Here is a 14,759-nt window from a genome sequence, read left to right on the forward strand (position 1 = left end):
AGCTGGGCTACGGTGCTGTCGGTGTGCCCCGGTACGCTTCAGGTATGAGTGCTGTTCCTCGTTCCGAAAAGCCGGCCGGCCGGTTCCGGCGCATGCTCGACCGGCTCTCCTCGTCGCAGGAGGACCTGGAGTCCGAGGAGCTGCGTGAGGACGCCGACGCCGCGGGCTGTACCAAGATCGGCGACTGCCACGACCGGCAGATCGTCACCGTAACTGGTACGTTGCGCACGGTCACCTTGCGTCCCCGCGCCGGGGTCCCTGCCCTGGAGGCCGAGCTGTTCGACGGCTCCGCCGCGCTGGACGTGGTGTGGCTCGGCAGGCGTTCCATCGTGGGCATAGAACCCGGGCGCAAGCTGATCGCATCGGGCCGGATCTCGATGAGCCGGGGCCGCCGGGTGCTGTTCAACCCGAAATACGAACTGCGACCCCTCGGACGGGAGTAGCCGGTGACGTCCCTCGACAAGCCGACCGAAGGCACCGACCAGAGTCCGCCCGACGGAACCGGTGATGCCCGTGCGGTGACCGAGGCCGCGCTGTTCGACGCGTTCGGCGGCGTCCGCGGCATGGTCGAGACGGTCGTGCCGGGCCTGCTCTTCGTCGCGATCTTCACGGTCAACAAGGACCTGCACGTGTCGGCGATCGCCGCGCTGATCGTGTCCCTGGTCCTGGTCGTGGTCCGGCTCGCCATGAAGGACACCGTCAAGCACGCCTTCAGCGGTGTCTTCGGCGTGGCCTTCGGTGTCGTCTTCGCGATGTTCACCGGCAACGCCAAGGACTTCTACCTCCCCGGCATGCTCTACACGCTGGGCCTGGCGGTGGCGTACATCGCCACGACCCTGGCCGGTGTGCCCCTGATCGGCCTCATCCTCGGCCCGGTCTTCAAGGAAAACCTCTCCTGGCGCACCCGCAACCCCGGCCGCAAGAAGGCGTATGCGAAGGCGAGTTGGGCCTGGGGCCTGATCCTGCTCGCCAAGTGCGCGATCCTCTTCCCGCTCTACTGGTGGTCCGACACCACCAGGCTCGGCTGGGTCCTGGTCGCCCTGAAGATCCCGCCGTTCCTGCTGGCGGTCTGGCTCACCTGGATCTTCCTCGCGAAGGCGCCCGCGCCCATCGACGTCTTCGCCGAGATGGAAGCCGAGGAGAAGGCCGAGCAGGAGCGCAAGGCGGCACTGGCCACCGAGAGCGGTGAGTCGACCGGGGGCCGGCACCGCCGGGAGGCCTGACCGACGACGGCACCGCGGCTTCGGCACCGCGGCTTCGCAGCGGCCCGGGGCCCGCAGAGGTCCCGGGCTGTTCGCATGGCGGGGCGCGGCTTGCCGCCACAGGAGCCCGCGCACGGGACGGGCCCGGTGGATCCTGCGATCCCCGGGCCCTCGGCGTGGCAGTGTGCCGGCTAGCCCTGCGTGTCCTCGCGCCGTACCGACAGCAGCTCCTCCGAGCAGGAGCGCAAGGCGGCACTGGCCACCGAGAGCGGTGAGTCGACCGGGGGCCGGCACCGCCGGGAGGCCTGACCGACGACGGCACCGCGACTTCGGCACCGCGGCTTCGCAACGGCCCGGGACCCGCAGAGGTCCCGGGCTGTTCGCATGGCGGGGCGCGGCTTGCCGCCACAGGAGCCCGCGCACGGGAAGGGCCCGGTGGATCCAGCGATCCCCGGGCCCTCGGCGTGGCAGTGTGCCGACTAGCCCTGCGTGTCCTCGCGCCGTACCGACAGCAGCTCCTCCAGCTGCTCCTCGCGGGCCTGGGCGGCCACGAAGAGGAGTTCGTCGCCCGGCTCCAGGGAGTCCTCCTTGGACGGGGTCAGGACCCGGGTGCCGCGGATGATCGTGACCAGGGAGGTGTCCTCCGGCCACTGGACGTCGCCCACCTGGGTGCCGGCCAGGGCCGACTCCTCGGGCAGGGTCAGCTCGACGAGGTTGGCGTCGCCGTGGCTGAAGCGGAGCAGCCGGACCAGGTCGCCGACGCTCACCGCCTCCTCGACCAGGGCGGACATCAGACGCGGGGTGGAGACGGCCACGTCCACGCCCCAGGCCTCGTTGAACAGCCACTCGTTCTTCGGGTTGTTGACGCGGGCGACGACGCGCGGGACGCCGTACTCCGTCTTGGCGAGCAGCGAGACCACCAGGTTGACCTTGTCGTCGCCGGTCGCGGCGATGACGACGTTGCAGCGCTGGAGCGCCGCCTCGTCCAGGGACGTGATCTCGCAGGCGTCGGCCAGCAGCCACTCCGCCTGGGGCACCCGCTCCACCGAGATGGCGGTCGGGGCCTTGTCGATCAGCAGGACCTCGTGACCGTTCTCCAGCAGCTCGCCCGCGATCGAGCGGCCGACGGCGCCGGCTCCGGCAATGGCGACCCTCATCAGTGACCGCTCTCCTCTTCCGGGCCCTCGGCGAACGCCGCCTCGACCTTCTCGACGTCGTCCGACCGCATCATCACATGCACGAGGTCGCCCTCCTGCAGCACCGTCTGCGAGGTCGGCAGGATCGCTTCGCCGAGGCGGGTCAGGAACGCCACGCGGACGCCCGTCTCGTCCTGCAGCTTGCTGATCTTGTGCCCGACCCACTTCGGGGAGGCGTGCACCTCGGCGAGCTGCACCCCGCCGGTGGGGTCGCGCCACAGCGGCTCGGCACCGGAGGGCAGCAGCCGGCGCAGCATCTGGTCGGCGGTCCAGCGGACCGTCGCCACGGTGGGGATGCCCAGGCGCTGGTAGACCTCGGCGCGGCGCGGGTCGTAGATACGGGCGGCCACGTTCTCCACCCCGAACATCTCGCGGGCCACGCGCGCGGAGATGATGTTGGAGTTGTCACCGCTGGAGACGGCGGCGAAGGCACCGGCCTCCTCGATGCCCGCTTCGCGCAGGGTGTCCTGGTCGAAGCCCACACCGGTGACACGGCGGCCCCCGAAGCCCGGGCCCAGCCGACGGAAGGCGGTCGGGTCCTGGTCGATCACGGCGACCGTATGGCCCTGTTGCTCCAGGGTCTGGGCGAGAGCGGAACCCACTCTCCCGCAACCCATGATGACGATGTGCACGACCGTCCTTCCGAGGTCAAGAGTCATTGACTTGGCCTTAACAGGTTCTCAGACCGAGGCCCAAAGCTACACACGGGCGGCGGGGCGTCGGCACCCCCCTGCGCGGGTTGCCGTGATCACGGTCCGCGATCATGCGCGTGAGCAGCGTCAGCGATCGGTGTCGACGGCCACCGGGGCCGGGCGCCGGCGCGTGATGCTGCGCACGCTGCACAGGGTCAGGATTCCGAGGCCGAGCAGGGCGAGCGTCGCCCCGATGAGCTCCGCGATGGCGGGCATGGGTCCTCCGAGGTGCGATGACAAGCGGGGTTTGCCATCTAGGCACGGGGAGCGCGCGGACCGCGGAATCCGCAGTTTCATGCGCCCCTGATTTCACTCGTGAGGCAGATCCCGGGCACCGGGTGGGCGGCTGCCTGTTCGAAGGCCTACGATCCTCTCTCGTGTCCAAACTGACCGACGTGCCCAAACGGATTCTGATCGGGCGCGCACTGCGCAGTGACCGGCTGGGCGAAACGCTCCTGCCGAAGCGCATCGCACTGCCCGTCTTCGCCTCCGACCCGCTGTCCTCCGTCGCCTACGCGCCGGGGGAGGTCCTGCTGGTCCTGTCCATCGCGGGCGTGTCGGCGTACCACTTCAGCCCGTGGATCGCCGTCGCGGTCGTGGTGCTGATGTTCACGGTCGTCGCCTCCTACCGGCAGAACGTCCACGCCTACCCGAGCGGCGGCGGTGACTACGAGGTCGCCACCACCAACCTCGGTCCCAAGGCGGGCCTCACCGTGGCAAGCGCCCTGCTCGTGGACTACGTCCTCACCGTCGCCGTCTCCATCGCCTCCGGCATCGAGAACCTCGGCTCCGCGATCCCGTTCGTGGTCGAGCACAAGGTGCTGTGCGCCACCGCCGTGATCGTGCTGCTGACGCTCATGAACCTGCGCGGTGTGAAGGAGTCCGGCAAGCTCTTCGCGATCCCGACGTACGTGTTCGTCGGCGGCGTCTTCATCATGATCGTGTGGGGCGCCGTACGCGGCCTGGTCCTCGGCGAGACCATGCACGCGCCGACCGCGGCGTTTCACATCAAGGCCGAGCACCAGGGCCTCGCGGGCTTCGCGCTCGTGTTCCTCCTGCTGCGGGCCTTCTCCTCCGGCTGTGCCGCGCTCACCGGTGTGGAGGCCATCTCCAACGGCGTCCCGGCCTTCCGCAAGCCCAAGTCGAAGAACGCGGCGACCACGCTCGCGATGATGGGCCTGCTGGCCGTCACCATGTTCTGCGGCATCATCGCCCTCGCCATGTCGACCAAGGTGCGCATGGCCGAGAACCCGGCCACCGACCTGATCCACAACGGTCACCCGCTCGGCTCCGGCTACGTCCAGAACCCGGTGATCTCGCAGGTCGCCGAGGCCGTCTTCGGCAAGGGGAGCTTCCTGTTCGTCGTCCTCGCGGCGGCGACGGCCCTGGTCCTGTTCCTCGCGGCGAACACGGCCTACAACGGCTTCCCGCTGCTCGGTTCGATCCTGGCCCAGGACCGCTACCTCCCGCGGCAGCTGCACACCCGCGGCGACCGCCTCGCCTTCTCCAACGGCATCGTGCTGCTCGCGGGCGCCGCGGCCCTGCTGACCGTCATCTACGGCGCGGACTCCACACGGCTGATCCAGCTGTACATCGTCGGCGTGTTCGTGTCCTTCACGCTCAGCCAGACCGGCATGGTCCGGCACTGGAACCGCCACCTCGCGGTCGAGCAGGACCAGGCCAAGCGCCGCCACATGATGCGCTCCCGCGCGATCAACGCCTTCGGCGCCTTCTTCACCGGCCTGGTGCTCGTCGTCGTCCTGGTCACGAAGTTCACGCACGGCGCCTGGGTGGCGCTGCTGGGCATGTGCATCTTCTACGTGACGATGACCGCGATCCGTAAGCACTACGACCGCGTCGCCGAGGAGATCGCGGCCCCCGAGGGCCCGGCCGACGACATGGTCCGCCCGTCCCGGGTGCACTCGGTGGTGCTGATCTCGAAGATCCACCGCCCCACCCTGCGCGCCCTGGCCTACGCCAAGCTGATGCGCTCGGACACCCTGGAGGCGCTGACGGTCAACGTCGACCCGGCCGAGACCAAGGCGCTGCGCGAGGAGTGGGAGCGGCGCGGCATCGACGTACCGCTGAAGGTCCTGGACTCGCCCTACCGCGAGATCACCCGCCCGGTGATCGAGTACGTGAAGAGCCTGCGCAAGGAGTCGCCGCGCGACGCGGTCTCCGTGATCATCCCCGAGTACGTGGTCGGCCACTGGTACGAGCATCTGCTGCACAACCAGAGCGCCCTGCGCCTGAAGGGCCGCCTGCTGTTCACGCCCGGCGTGATGGTCACCTCCGTGCCCTACCAGCTGGCGTCCTCCGAGGTGGCGAAGGTGCGGGCCCGCAGGCGGCAGGAGTGGAACGCCCCGGGTGCGGTGCGACGGGGTCCGGCGGCGGAGCGGCCGAAGGAGGCGTCGACGGCCAAGGACTGAGCCCGGACCGATCCGGGACGGAGCCGGGGCCTCGGCCTGTGGTGAACGGCCGGACGACAGCCACGTAGACTGGTGGGCTGTTGTCCGGCCGTTTCCCGTTCCCGATCTGGAGTCACCCCGCCATGCAGGCAGAAGAGAAGAAGTCGCTGGTCGGGGAGGAGTACGAGGTCGAGATCGGCCCCGTCGCCCACGGCGGCCACTGCATCGCCCGCACGGCCGAGGGCCAGGTGCTGTTCGTCCGGCACGCGCTGCCCGGCGAGCGAGTGGTGGTGCGGGTCACCGAGGGCGAGGAGGGCGCCCGCTTCCTCCGCGCGGACGCCGTACGGATCCTGGAGCCCTCCAAGGACCGCATCGAGGCGCCCTGCCCCTTCGCCGGGCCGGGCCGCTGCGGCGGCTGCGACTGGCAGCACGCCAAGCCGGGCGCCCAGCGCCGCCTCAAGGGCGAGGTGATCGCCGAGCAGCTCAAGCGGCTCGCGGGCCTCACGCCCGAGGAGGCCGGCTGGGACGGCACGGTGGTGCCGGCCGAGGGCGACAAGCTGCCGGCCGGCCAGGTCCCGCAGTGGCGCACGCGCGTCCAGTACGCCGTCGACGCCGAGGGCCACGCCGGGCTGCGCCGCCACCGCTCGCACGAGATCGAGCGCATCGACCACTGCATGATCGCGGCGGAGGGCGTCAGCGAGCTGGGCATCGAGCGGCGGGACTGGACCGGCATGGAGTCGGTCGAGGCGATCGCGGCGACGGGCTCGCAGGACCGGCAGGTGATCCTCACGCCGCGCCCGGGCGCCCGTCTGCCCCTGGTCGAACTGGACAAGCCGGTGTCGGTCCTGAGGGTCGACGAGAAGTCCGGTGGCGTCCACCGCGTCCACGGCCGCCCCTTCGTCCGCGAGCGCGCGGACGGCCGTACGCACCGGGTCGCGGGCGGCGGCTTCTGGCAGGTCCACCCGAAGGCGGCGGACACCCTGGTGACGGCGGTCATGCAGGGCCTGCTCCCCCGCAAGGGCGAGATGGCCCTGGACCTCTACTGCGGCGTGGGGTTGTTCGCGGGCGCGCTGGCCGACCGGCTCGGTGAGAAGGGCGCGGTCCTCGGCATCGAGTCCGGCAAGCGTGCGGTGGAGGACGCGCGGCACAACCTCGCCGACTTCCCGCGCGTGCGCATCGAGCAGGGCAAGGTCGAGTCGGTCCTGCCGCGCACGGGCATCACCGAGGTCGACCTGATCGTCCTCGACCCGCCCCGCGCCGGCGCCGGCCGCGCCACGGTCGCCCACCTCTGCTCCCTCGACGCCCGCCGCATCGCCTACGTCGCCTGCGATCCCGCCGCGCTGGCCCGGGACCTGGCGTACTTCCGCGAGGGCGGGTACCGGGTGCGGACGCTTCGGGCGTTCGATCTGTTTCCGATGACGCATCATGTGGAGTGCGTGGCGATTCTGGAGCCTGCGGTGAAGGGGCTCTGACCTGCGCTTTTTGTAGGTTTCTCAGGCGAGGCCGGGCGCGCTCGACCTGTTTCCCGAAGTTCACCGCGTGGAGCATGTTGTAGGTTCCCGCCACGTGTCTCACCTGCGGTTTCGCAGCGTGGGCATTGGTCCGGAACGCTCTGTCTCAGCTCGGTAAGAGACGGGTTCGGGAAATGTCTTGACGCTCGGTCGACGCTGTTTCTGACGGAGCGTGAAGTGGTCGTCCTGGATCAGGTAGCGCGGGTCAATCGACTTGTCGGGCTTAACCCGTTGAGCAGCGCGTTGGGGTTGTTCTTTGGGCTCGGGCTATACGGCGACAGGTCTCGGGTTGACGTGTGCTGATTGCGCTGGCCTCGTTACCCTGTGTCGTGGGGAGTGCCGAGGTATGCGGAGGACAGGGATGACCACGGGGGGATGCGGTGCGTCGAACAGCTGCAGTGGAGCGGGGAATTGCGTGCGCCGATGCGCTCTTCTCCATGGAGGGCATCCCGGAAGGAGCCGTCGTACCGGAGCCGGAGGGTGAGGCGGCGACTGAGGCGGCGGTCGAGCGACTCGGCAGCCGGTTCGTGCGACTGGACGGTCAAGTACGGCACGCGCTGAGACGTACCCGAGACCACGCGGGGAATCTGTCGAGCGACCGTCTCCAGGGACTCTCGGAGATCGTGCTGTTCGACCTGCTCCGCGGCACGCACGCCTCCCAGGCGGCCCGGGTGCAGGTGACGGACACCTTGTACACCGTCCTGCACGCGGCCTGACCCCGGCTGTGCCTGTAGGCCGTCACCCGGATCGCGCCGGGCGGCGTCTCACTCGTGGCCGGCCGTGAGCCGGTCGATGACGCGGTCCACATCGATGTGGTGGTGCTCGGTGCCCGGCGGCACCAGCGCCTCGGACCGGCGCAGGAAGTCCGTGACCACGAGGGCGTGGATCGCGAGAAGCGCCGCCCCGGTGCGGGTCCTGAAGAGGATGCGGACCGACTCCGGACGGCGGCGGTGCCGCGGGATGACCACCACGTCTCCGATTCCCGTGGGCCGGTGGAGTCCGTCCGCGAGCAGCGACCGGGCGAAGACCCAGTCGACGGAAGGGGCCGTAGGGGCGCCCATGGACAGGCGCACGGCATACGGGTCGGCCACGTCGTAACGGAGTGCGGCGGGGAGCGGTACCCACGCTTCGCCGGCCACGCTGATATGGACTTCCGTGGGGAAGACGATCGAGCACGCATCCGCGGAATCGGAAAGAGGGATTCTCACTCCGCCCCCTGTATCTGACTGTTCGTACGGTTGTGGACGACCGTAAGCCGCGGCTGCTCCGTTGCCTTGCCGACAAGTGCACCGGGGGTTGTCCGAAAAGGCACTTGTGTGGCACGCGTGTTTCCGGAGTGCACGGATTCCGCTCGCCCCTCGCCCTTTCCGCTTCACGCCGGTGACAACGTCTACGCCCCGCCGAACCCGCTGCGCGGTGTCGCCCAGGGCGCCGGGACGCTGTCCGACTTCCTGGCGACCCTCTCCGGTCCAGTGGTCCTCGTCGGCTACTCCTACGGCGGGGGATCACCAACGCGGGGTGAAGAGCCGGTGTCCGGACATTCAGGACGACGCCGCGCTGCTGGACGCGTCCCGACACCCTGGACCACCCGCGGATGACCAGGCTCTGGACGAGGGCTGCTCGCCCCCGGAGAGGCCCTGGGCGGGGGAACCACCGGCGTCACGCGTCGGAGCGGTGGCGAGGGGTGAGCCTCGAATCCGACCGGTTCGCCTTCGACCGGGGACGGACGGCGCCGGGGTATCGCCCGAGGAGGCGGCGATGCATCTGATCCCGGGCTCCGAGACCGACTGACGCAACGACAGTAAGGGGCCAGGGCCGAACACGGCCTTGGCCCCTTCCGCGCGCCGCCGGTACAGCCGCGTACGGGACTACGCGCACGCCCGCTCCACGGCCCGTCCGAGTCGTACGACGGCATCCGCAGCGCCCTCCAGCAGGCCGAGGTCCTGTTCCTGGAGGGCGATCACCAGCGCGGTCTGCGGCAACGCCCGGGGCAGCGCGGCCGGGAGCGCCTCGGCGGTGGCGCGGTCCAGGCCCGCCACCGGCTCGTCGAGCAGCAGGATCCGAGGGCGCCTCAGTACGGCGCGGGCCGTGGCGAGGCGCCTTCGCTGCCCTAGGGACAGCAGACGGCCGCCAGGACCCACCGGCGTCTGCAACGGAAGCGCCGACAGGCCGACCACTTTCAAAGCGGCCCGCAGTGCGGCGGCGTCGGCCGACGGTGCCGCCTGACGGAGGTTGGCCGCGATCGTGTCGTCGGCCAGCCAGTCGTCTGCCTCGACGAGGGTGAGCGTCTCGGCGGCGGCCTCGGCGGACAGGTCGTGCAAGGGAGTGCCGTCGAGGAGGACGGTGCCGGCGGGCGCCGGTTCGCGCCCGGCGAGTTGGCCGAGCAGGGTCGACTTCCCGCTGCCATTGGGGCCGGTGATCAGGACGAGGGCGGGACCCGCGGCGGTCAGGGTGAGTGCCGTGAGGGAGCCGACGAGCGGAAGGCCGACCACGTCGAGGATGCCCTCGGTCGCCTGCTGCCGGCCCGCCGGGTGCGCCTCGGTGGCGAGGGGGGCCAGCCGCCCGGCCGCGTCCTTGGCCTGAGTCAGGTGCTGCGCCAGTCGCGGAAACCGTTCCAGCAGCTCCCATCCGGCGGCTATGAGCAACACCTCGCCGACTGCCACCGCGATCGGCTGGGCCGGGGCGGCGCGCAGGGCGATGACCAGGACCGCCGCCTGGCCGAGCGCGGCGAGGAGACGCAGTGCCAGGCGGCCCTGCCGCTCGGCCCGGGCCGCGGCCCACTCGGCGGACTCGACCGCCGCCATGGCGCTCGTGGCCGTTCGCCGTGCCAACGGCACCGCGTCCAGGCACCGCAGCTCGTTGAAGGCCGTCCGGCTGCCCAGCAACACGGTACGCAGCGCGGCCCTGGCTGCGGCGGCGTCGGCGAGGTGGGTGCGCGCGCGGAAGTGGAAGCGGCGGACGCAGGCGAGGCCGACCACCCAGACGGCCAGTTCGGTCAGGCCCAGGATCGGCATCGCCCACAGCAGCAGGACATCGACCAGGCCCGCGGTCGCGAGCGCGGCCGTCAGCGGGGCGAGGGCGTTCGTCGGCAGGCCCGCGACGGTCTCCACATCGGCTGTGAGCCGGGTGAGCAGCGTTCCGTCGCGCTCGGCGCGCAACTGACGGGGCGTCAGACCGGCGGCGCCGCGTGCCAGCAGGGCCCGCAGGGCCACCTGGGTGTCCAGCAGGGTCCGGTGGTTGACCAGGCGTTCCAGGTAGCGCAGACCGGTGCGGGTGAGGGCCAGGGTCCGGACCGCACCCGAGGGATACATCCAGGACCACGTGGTGTTGGCCTGGAGGGTGACCACAGCACACGTCGTCAGGAACCAGCCGGACACCCCGAGCAGCGCGGCCCCGCTGACCTCCGCCGCGGCGGCGCACAGCACGCTGGTCAGCAGGGCGCGGCGGGAAGCCGCCGTACGCAGCAGCCGCCATGCGCTGATCCCGTTCACCGGCTTCATAGGGTCCTCCCGTGGTCCAGCCTGACGACCTGGTCCGCAAGCGTCAGCAGCGCGGGGCTGTGGGTGGCGAGCAGGACCGTACGGTCGCGGGCCAGCGTGCGCAGCGCGGACAGGACGCGCCGCTCCGCCTCCGGGTCCAGGTGCGCGGTGGGTTCGTCCAGGCACAGCAGCGGCGCGTCTCGCAACAACGCCCTTACCAGGGCGAGCTGTTGGGACTGGCCGGAAGGCAGGCCGGAGCCGCGTTCGCCGAGCGGGGTGTCCAGTCCCCGCGGCAGCGCGGCGAGGAGGTCCTCGAAGCCGAGGGCGGCGATGGCGTCCAGCAGGTCGTCGTCGTTCGCGGTGGGCCTCGCCAGCAGCAGGTTCTCTCGCAGAGTGCCCGGCAGCAGGTGCGCGGGCTGGCCCACCCAGGCGACCCGGCTGGGGGCGGCGGGAATGGGCCGGCCGTCCAGCACATGGAACGCGCGTCCGCCGCGCGGCGTGTACAGCCCGGCCGCGACGGCGAGCAGCGTGGACTTCCCGGCCCCGCTGGGACCCGTCACCGCGAGGCACCGCCCCGGCGCAAGGCGCAGCTCGAGCCCCTCCAACGCCGCTGCTCTTCGCCCATGGTGATGATCCGTCACCATTGCCAGGTGCAGTCCGGGCGGCGCGGTGGCACGTCGTGGAGCCGGTGGCACCGCGGTGACCTCACGCCCCGCGTCCAGCACCTGGCCCAGCAGGCCCGCCGCGGCACTCGCCCGCGCGCGGGCGTGGTACCCGGCGGCCAGTTCCCGGGCCGGCGCGAAGTAGGCGGGCACCAGGACCAGCACGAACAGGGCGGCGGACAGGCTCATGTGGGCCGGTACGACGGGCAGGGACAGATAGTCGAGCAGCGCCAGTCCGCAGTAGGTCGCCACCACGGCGAGGGTGCCGGTGATGAGCAGTTCGACCCACGCGGTCGACAGGAAGGCGATGCGCAGCACCTTCTCGGTGCGTCCGGCGACCTCCCGGTCGTTCCGGGCCAGCTCGTCGGCCGCCCGGTCGTGCGCCCCGAGCCCGACCAGGGTGGGCAGGCCGCGCAGGTGGTCCAGCAGCCGGGCGCGGTGGCCGCGGATCGCGGATCCCGGCCGGGGTCATCCACACCAGCCACTTGAGGAAGCGCCGCGAGTCGAACAGGCGGCGCCGCATACGCAGGACCACGCCCGCGAAGGCCGTGCCGAACATGAGCAGCGCGGTGAAGTACATCGCGCGGAAGCCGTAGAAGGTGGTCCACATGTTGGGGCGTTCACCGGGCGGGGTCAGCAGCAGGCCCGGCGTGTTCGTCTTACCGCTGAGGTCCTGGGCGATGGCCGAGCCGAGGTAGGGGATCTCGACGTGCAGCCTGTTCTCGCCCTTGTCGGTGTCGGGGACGACGAACAGGTTGTAGCCGTTGTTGTCGCTCTCCCAGTTGCCCTCGAACGCCTCCAGCTTGGGCAACTGGTGCTGACCCATGAAGACCGCTGTGCCATCTCCCACGTACAGCTGAATCGGCATCAGCACGCCCAGCACACCGAGCGCGATGGACAGACAGCGGCGGGCCATGGGCTGGGCGTGCACCCGGTTCCTCACCAGATACCAGGCGGAGATCCCGCCGACGAACCAGGCGGCACTGATCAGCACGGCCAGCAGCATGTGCGGGAAGCGGTGGGCGAAGGCGGGATTGAGCAGGATGCCGGCCCAGTCCCGGGCGTGGAACTGGCCGTCGGCCTTCTCGTAGCCGACGGGGTCCTGCATCCAGCTGTTGGCCGACAGGATCCAGGTGGTGGACAGCAGCGTGCCGAAGGCGACCATCCAGCTGGCCAGGGCCATGGTGCGGGGGCGGACCCGTCCGTCGCCGTACAGCATCAGGCCGATGAACCCCGCCTCCAGGAAGAAGGCGGTGATCACCTCCATGCCGATCGTGACCCCGATGACCGGACCGACGGCGTGGGCGTAGACACCCCAGTTGAGGCCGAACTCGAACGTCATCACCGTGCCGGCGACGACGCCCAGGCCGAAGCCGACGGCGAAGATCTTCTTCCAGAACCGGAAGATCTGCAGATACAGGGGGTTGCCCGTGCGCACGTAGACCGAGTACACGACCGCGAGGAGCACGGACAGGCCGACGGTGAGCGCGGGGAAGGTCATATGGAAGATCGCGGTGATCACGAACTGCCATCGGGACAGTTCGACGACGGTTGCGGAAGCCATGGGTACTCCGGGGAGGCAGAGGGGACTGCCACGCTAGGCAGCCGACCGGGTACGGCGATTGCCTCTCAGCGCCCGTGCAGTGGCCCCACGCTGCACAGTCGCGGACGGAAAGGCGGCAGCTCACCCCGGGGGCCGCAGGAGGGCACTGAGGGACCAGCACCGCTGCACGCACGGACAAGGGGCATCGCCCGAGCCGTGCCTACATTTCCGGCATCCACACAGCTCGCCGGAACGAAGAGGCGCCCATGCAGTTCGGAATCTTCTCGGTGGGGGACGTCACCCCCGACCCGACCAACGGCCGTACCCCCTCGGAGCACGAGCGCATCAAGGCGATGGTCGCCATCGCGCTCAAGGCGGAGGAGGTCGGCCTGGACGTCTTCGCCACCGGCGAGCACCACAACCCGCCGTTCGTGCCGTCGTCGCCGACCACGATGCTCGGCTACATCGCGGCCCGCACCGAGAAGTTGATCCTCTCCACGGCCACGACGCTGATCACCACCAACGACCCGGTGAAGATCGCCGAGGACTACGCGATGCTCCAGCACCTGGCCGACGGCCGGGTGGACCTGATGATGGGGCGGGGCAACACCGGCCCGGTCTACCCCTGGTTCGGTCAGGACATCCGGCAGGGCATCAACCTCGCCAAGGAGAACTACGCGCTGCTGCGCCGGCTGTGGCGCGACGACGTCGTCGACTGGGAGGGGACGTTCCGCACTCCCCTGCAGGGTTTCACGTCCACGCCCCGCCCGCTGGACGGCGTACCCCCGTTCGTGTGGCACGGCTCGATCCGCTCGCCCGAGATCGCCGAACAGGCCGCCTTCTACGGCGACGGCTTCTTCCACAACAACATCTTCTGGCCCGCCGACCACACGCGACGGATGGTCCAGCTGTACCGGCGCAGGTACGCCCACCACGGTCACGGCCGGCCCGAGGAGGCCATCGTCGGCCTCGGCGGCCAGGTGTTCATGCGGAAGAACTCCCAGGACGCCGTACGCGAGTTCCGCCCTTACTTCGACAACGCGCCGGTCTACGGCCACGGGCCGTCCCTGGAGGACTTCACCGAGCAGACCCCGCTGACGGTGGGCTCCCCGCAGCAGGTCATCGAGCGGACGCTGTCCTTCCGTGAGACCGTCGGCGACTACCAGCGGCAGCTGTTCCTGATGGACCACGCGGGCCTGCCGCTGAAGACCGTGCTGGAGCAGCTCGACATCCTCGGCGAGGAGGTCGTACCGGTGCTGCGCAAGGAGTTCGCGATCGGCCGCCCGGCCGACGTGCCGGATGCGCCCACCCACGAGTCCCTGCGGACCGCGCTGGAGGTGGCCGCCGCGTGAAGCTCGTCGCCGTCTCGGCGGGGCTGAGCACCCCGTCGTCCACCCGCCTGCTCGCCGACCGGCTCGCCGAGTCGGCCCGCGCCGACCTGGCCGCCGAGGGCCACGATGTGCGGACCGAGGTCATCGAGCTGCGTGAACTGGCCGTCGCCGTCGCCAACCACCTCGTGACCGGATTCCCGCCGCCCCAGCTGGCGTCCGCGATCGACGCGGTGACGGGCGCGGACGGCCTGATCGCCGTGACGCCCGTGTTCACCGCCTCCTACAGCGGGCTGTTCAAGTCCTTCTTCGACCTCATCGACCCGGACGCCCTCACCGGCACGCCGGTCCTGATCGCGGCGACGGGAGGGACGGCCCGCCACTCCCTGGTCCTGGAGCACGCGCTGCGCCCGCTCTTCGCCTACCTGCGAGCCGGTGTCGTCCCCACCGCGGTGTACGCGGCGTCCGAGGACTGGGGGTCCGGCGGCGACGACTACACCGAGGGCCTGCCCGCCCGCATCCAGCGGGCGGCCGGTGAACTGGCCGTCGCCATGGCGGCCCGCCCGGCGTCGGAGACGACGCCCGACGACGAGGTCACCGCCCTCGAACGGCAGCTCTCCGACCTGCGCTTCGACTGAGGCCCCGCGGTCCCCCCGTATCTCCGCCCCGTATCCCGGATCTAGTGCGTTCACTCGATGCGCCACCCCGTGCCCCGCTGGCACGGTGTCCGCAGCGCAC

At 70.7% G+C, this 14,759-nt stretch carries 14 protein-coding genes; 7 read left to right on the plus strand and 7 right to left on the minus strand.

The window, feature by feature from the left end; genetic code table 11:
- Window positions 1-44: 44 nt before the first annotated feature.
- Window positions 45-443 carry an OB-fold nucleic acid binding domain-containing protein gene (locus ACQPXS_RS33665; protein ID WP_351806002.1) on the plus strand — a complete coding sequence of 133 codons (399 nt, stop codon included), beginning with the start codon at window positions 45-47 and terminating at the stop codon, window positions 441-443.
- 3 nt (window positions 444-446) lie between these two features.
- Window positions 447-1,223 (plus strand): DUF3159 domain-containing protein, encoded by a 777-nt coding sequence (locus tag ACQPXS_RS33670; protein WP_433453128.1) that lies wholly within the window; start codon window positions 447-449, stop codon window positions 1,221-1,223.
- A 458-nt stretch (window positions 1,224-1,681) separates the two neighbouring features.
- On the opposite strand, the gene ACQPXS_RS33675 is transcribed toward ACQPXS_RS33670, so the two are convergent.
- The 3 genes from ACQPXS_RS33675 to ACQPXS_RS33685 form a co-directional block, all read right to left on the minus strand.
- Window positions 1,682-2,359 carry a potassium channel family protein gene (locus ACQPXS_RS33675; protein ID WP_351806006.1) on the minus strand — a complete coding sequence of 226 codons (678 nt, stop codon included), beginning with the start codon at window positions 2,357-2,359 and terminating at the stop codon, window positions 1,682-1,684.
- Complete coding sequence (locus tag ACQPXS_RS33680) at window positions 2,359-3,030, minus strand: potassium channel family protein (protein ID WP_351806271.1); 672 nt, start codon at window positions 3,028-3,030, stop codon at window positions 2,359-2,361. Before ACQPXS_RS33680 ends, ACQPXS_RS33675 begins: the two co-directional genes overlap by 1 nt.
- Window positions 3,031-3,177: 147 nt before the next feature.
- Window positions 3,178-3,306 carry a hypothetical protein gene (locus ACQPXS_RS33685; RefSeq protein ID WP_356305307.1) on the minus strand — a complete coding sequence of 43 codons (129 nt, stop codon included), beginning with the start codon at window positions 3,304-3,306 and terminating at the stop codon, window positions 3,178-3,180.
- A gap of 161 nt (window positions 3,307-3,467) precedes the next feature.
- Between ACQPXS_RS33685 and ACQPXS_RS33690 the strand changes: the two genes are divergently transcribed.
- The 3 genes from ACQPXS_RS33690 to ACQPXS_RS33700 all read left to right on the plus strand — a co-directional run bounded on the left by ACQPXS_RS33690 (window position 3,468) and on the right by ACQPXS_RS33700 (window position 7,725).
- Window positions 3,468-5,519 (plus strand): APC family permease, encoded by a 2,052-nt coding sequence (locus tag ACQPXS_RS33690; protein ID WP_433453129.1) that lies wholly within the window; start codon window positions 3,468-3,470, stop codon window positions 5,517-5,519.
- 122 nt (window positions 5,520-5,641) lie between these two features.
- Window positions 5,642-6,970: a class I SAM-dependent RNA methyltransferase gene (locus ACQPXS_RS33695; RefSeq protein WP_433453130.1), complete on the plus strand. Its 1,329-nt coding sequence runs from the start codon at window positions 5,642-5,644 to the stop codon at window positions 6,968-6,970.
- 476 nt (window positions 6,971-7,446) lie between these two features.
- Window positions 7,447-7,725, plus strand: coding sequence for a hypothetical protein (locus ACQPXS_RS33700; protein WP_433453131.1), 279 nt, complete (start codon window positions 7,447-7,449; stop codon window positions 7,723-7,725).
- A gap of 48 nt (window positions 7,726-7,773) precedes the next feature.
- Here ACQPXS_RS33700 and ACQPXS_RS33705 read toward each other — a convergent pair whose 3' ends face one another.
- From ACQPXS_RS33705 to ACQPXS_RS33720, 4 genes are all read right to left on the minus strand, one after another.
- A complete protein-coding gene (locus ACQPXS_RS33705; RefSeq protein ID WP_433453132.1) occupies window positions 7,774-8,148 on the minus strand; it encodes an SsgA family sporulation/cell division regulator in 375 nt (124 codons plus the stop codon).
- 729 nt (window positions 8,149-8,877) lie between these two features.
- Window positions 8,878-10,509 carry an ATP-binding cassette domain-containing protein gene (locus tag ACQPXS_RS33710; protein WP_433453133.1) on the minus strand — a complete coding sequence of 544 codons (1,632 nt, stop codon included), beginning with the start codon at window positions 10,507-10,509 and terminating at the stop codon, window positions 8,878-8,880.
- Entirely contained in the window at window positions 10,506-11,132 is a 627-nt protein-coding gene (locus tag ACQPXS_RS33715) for an ATP-binding cassette domain-containing protein (protein ID WP_433456057.1), read from the minus strand. The genes ACQPXS_RS33710 and ACQPXS_RS33715 overlap by 4 nt, the downstream gene beginning before the upstream one ends.
- A gap of 61 nt (window positions 11,133-11,193) precedes the next feature.
- Window positions 11,194-12,714, minus strand: coding sequence for a cytochrome ubiquinol oxidase subunit I (locus ACQPXS_RS33720; protein WP_433453135.1), 1,521 nt, complete (start codon window positions 12,712-12,714; stop codon window positions 11,194-11,196).
- Window positions 12,715-12,959: 245 nt separating this feature from the next.
- Between ACQPXS_RS33720 and ACQPXS_RS33725 the strand changes: the two genes are divergently transcribed.
- Window positions 12,960-14,045 (plus strand): LLM class flavin-dependent oxidoreductase, encoded by a 1,086-nt coding sequence (locus ACQPXS_RS33725; protein ID WP_225830399.1) that lies wholly within the window; start codon window positions 12,960-12,962, stop codon window positions 14,043-14,045.
- A complete protein-coding gene (locus tag ACQPXS_RS33730; RefSeq protein ID WP_433453138.1) occupies window positions 14,042-14,659 on the plus strand; it encodes an FMN reductase in 618 nt (205 codons plus the stop codon). The genes ACQPXS_RS33725 and ACQPXS_RS33730 overlap by 4 nt, the downstream gene beginning before the upstream one ends.
- Window positions 14,660-14,759 lie beyond the last annotated feature (100 nt).

The sequence above is a fragment of the Streptomyces sp. CA-142005 genome, from assembly GCF_050942335.1.
Taxonomy (GTDB): Bacteria; Actinomycetota; Actinomycetes; order Streptomycetales; family Streptomycetaceae; genus Streptomyces.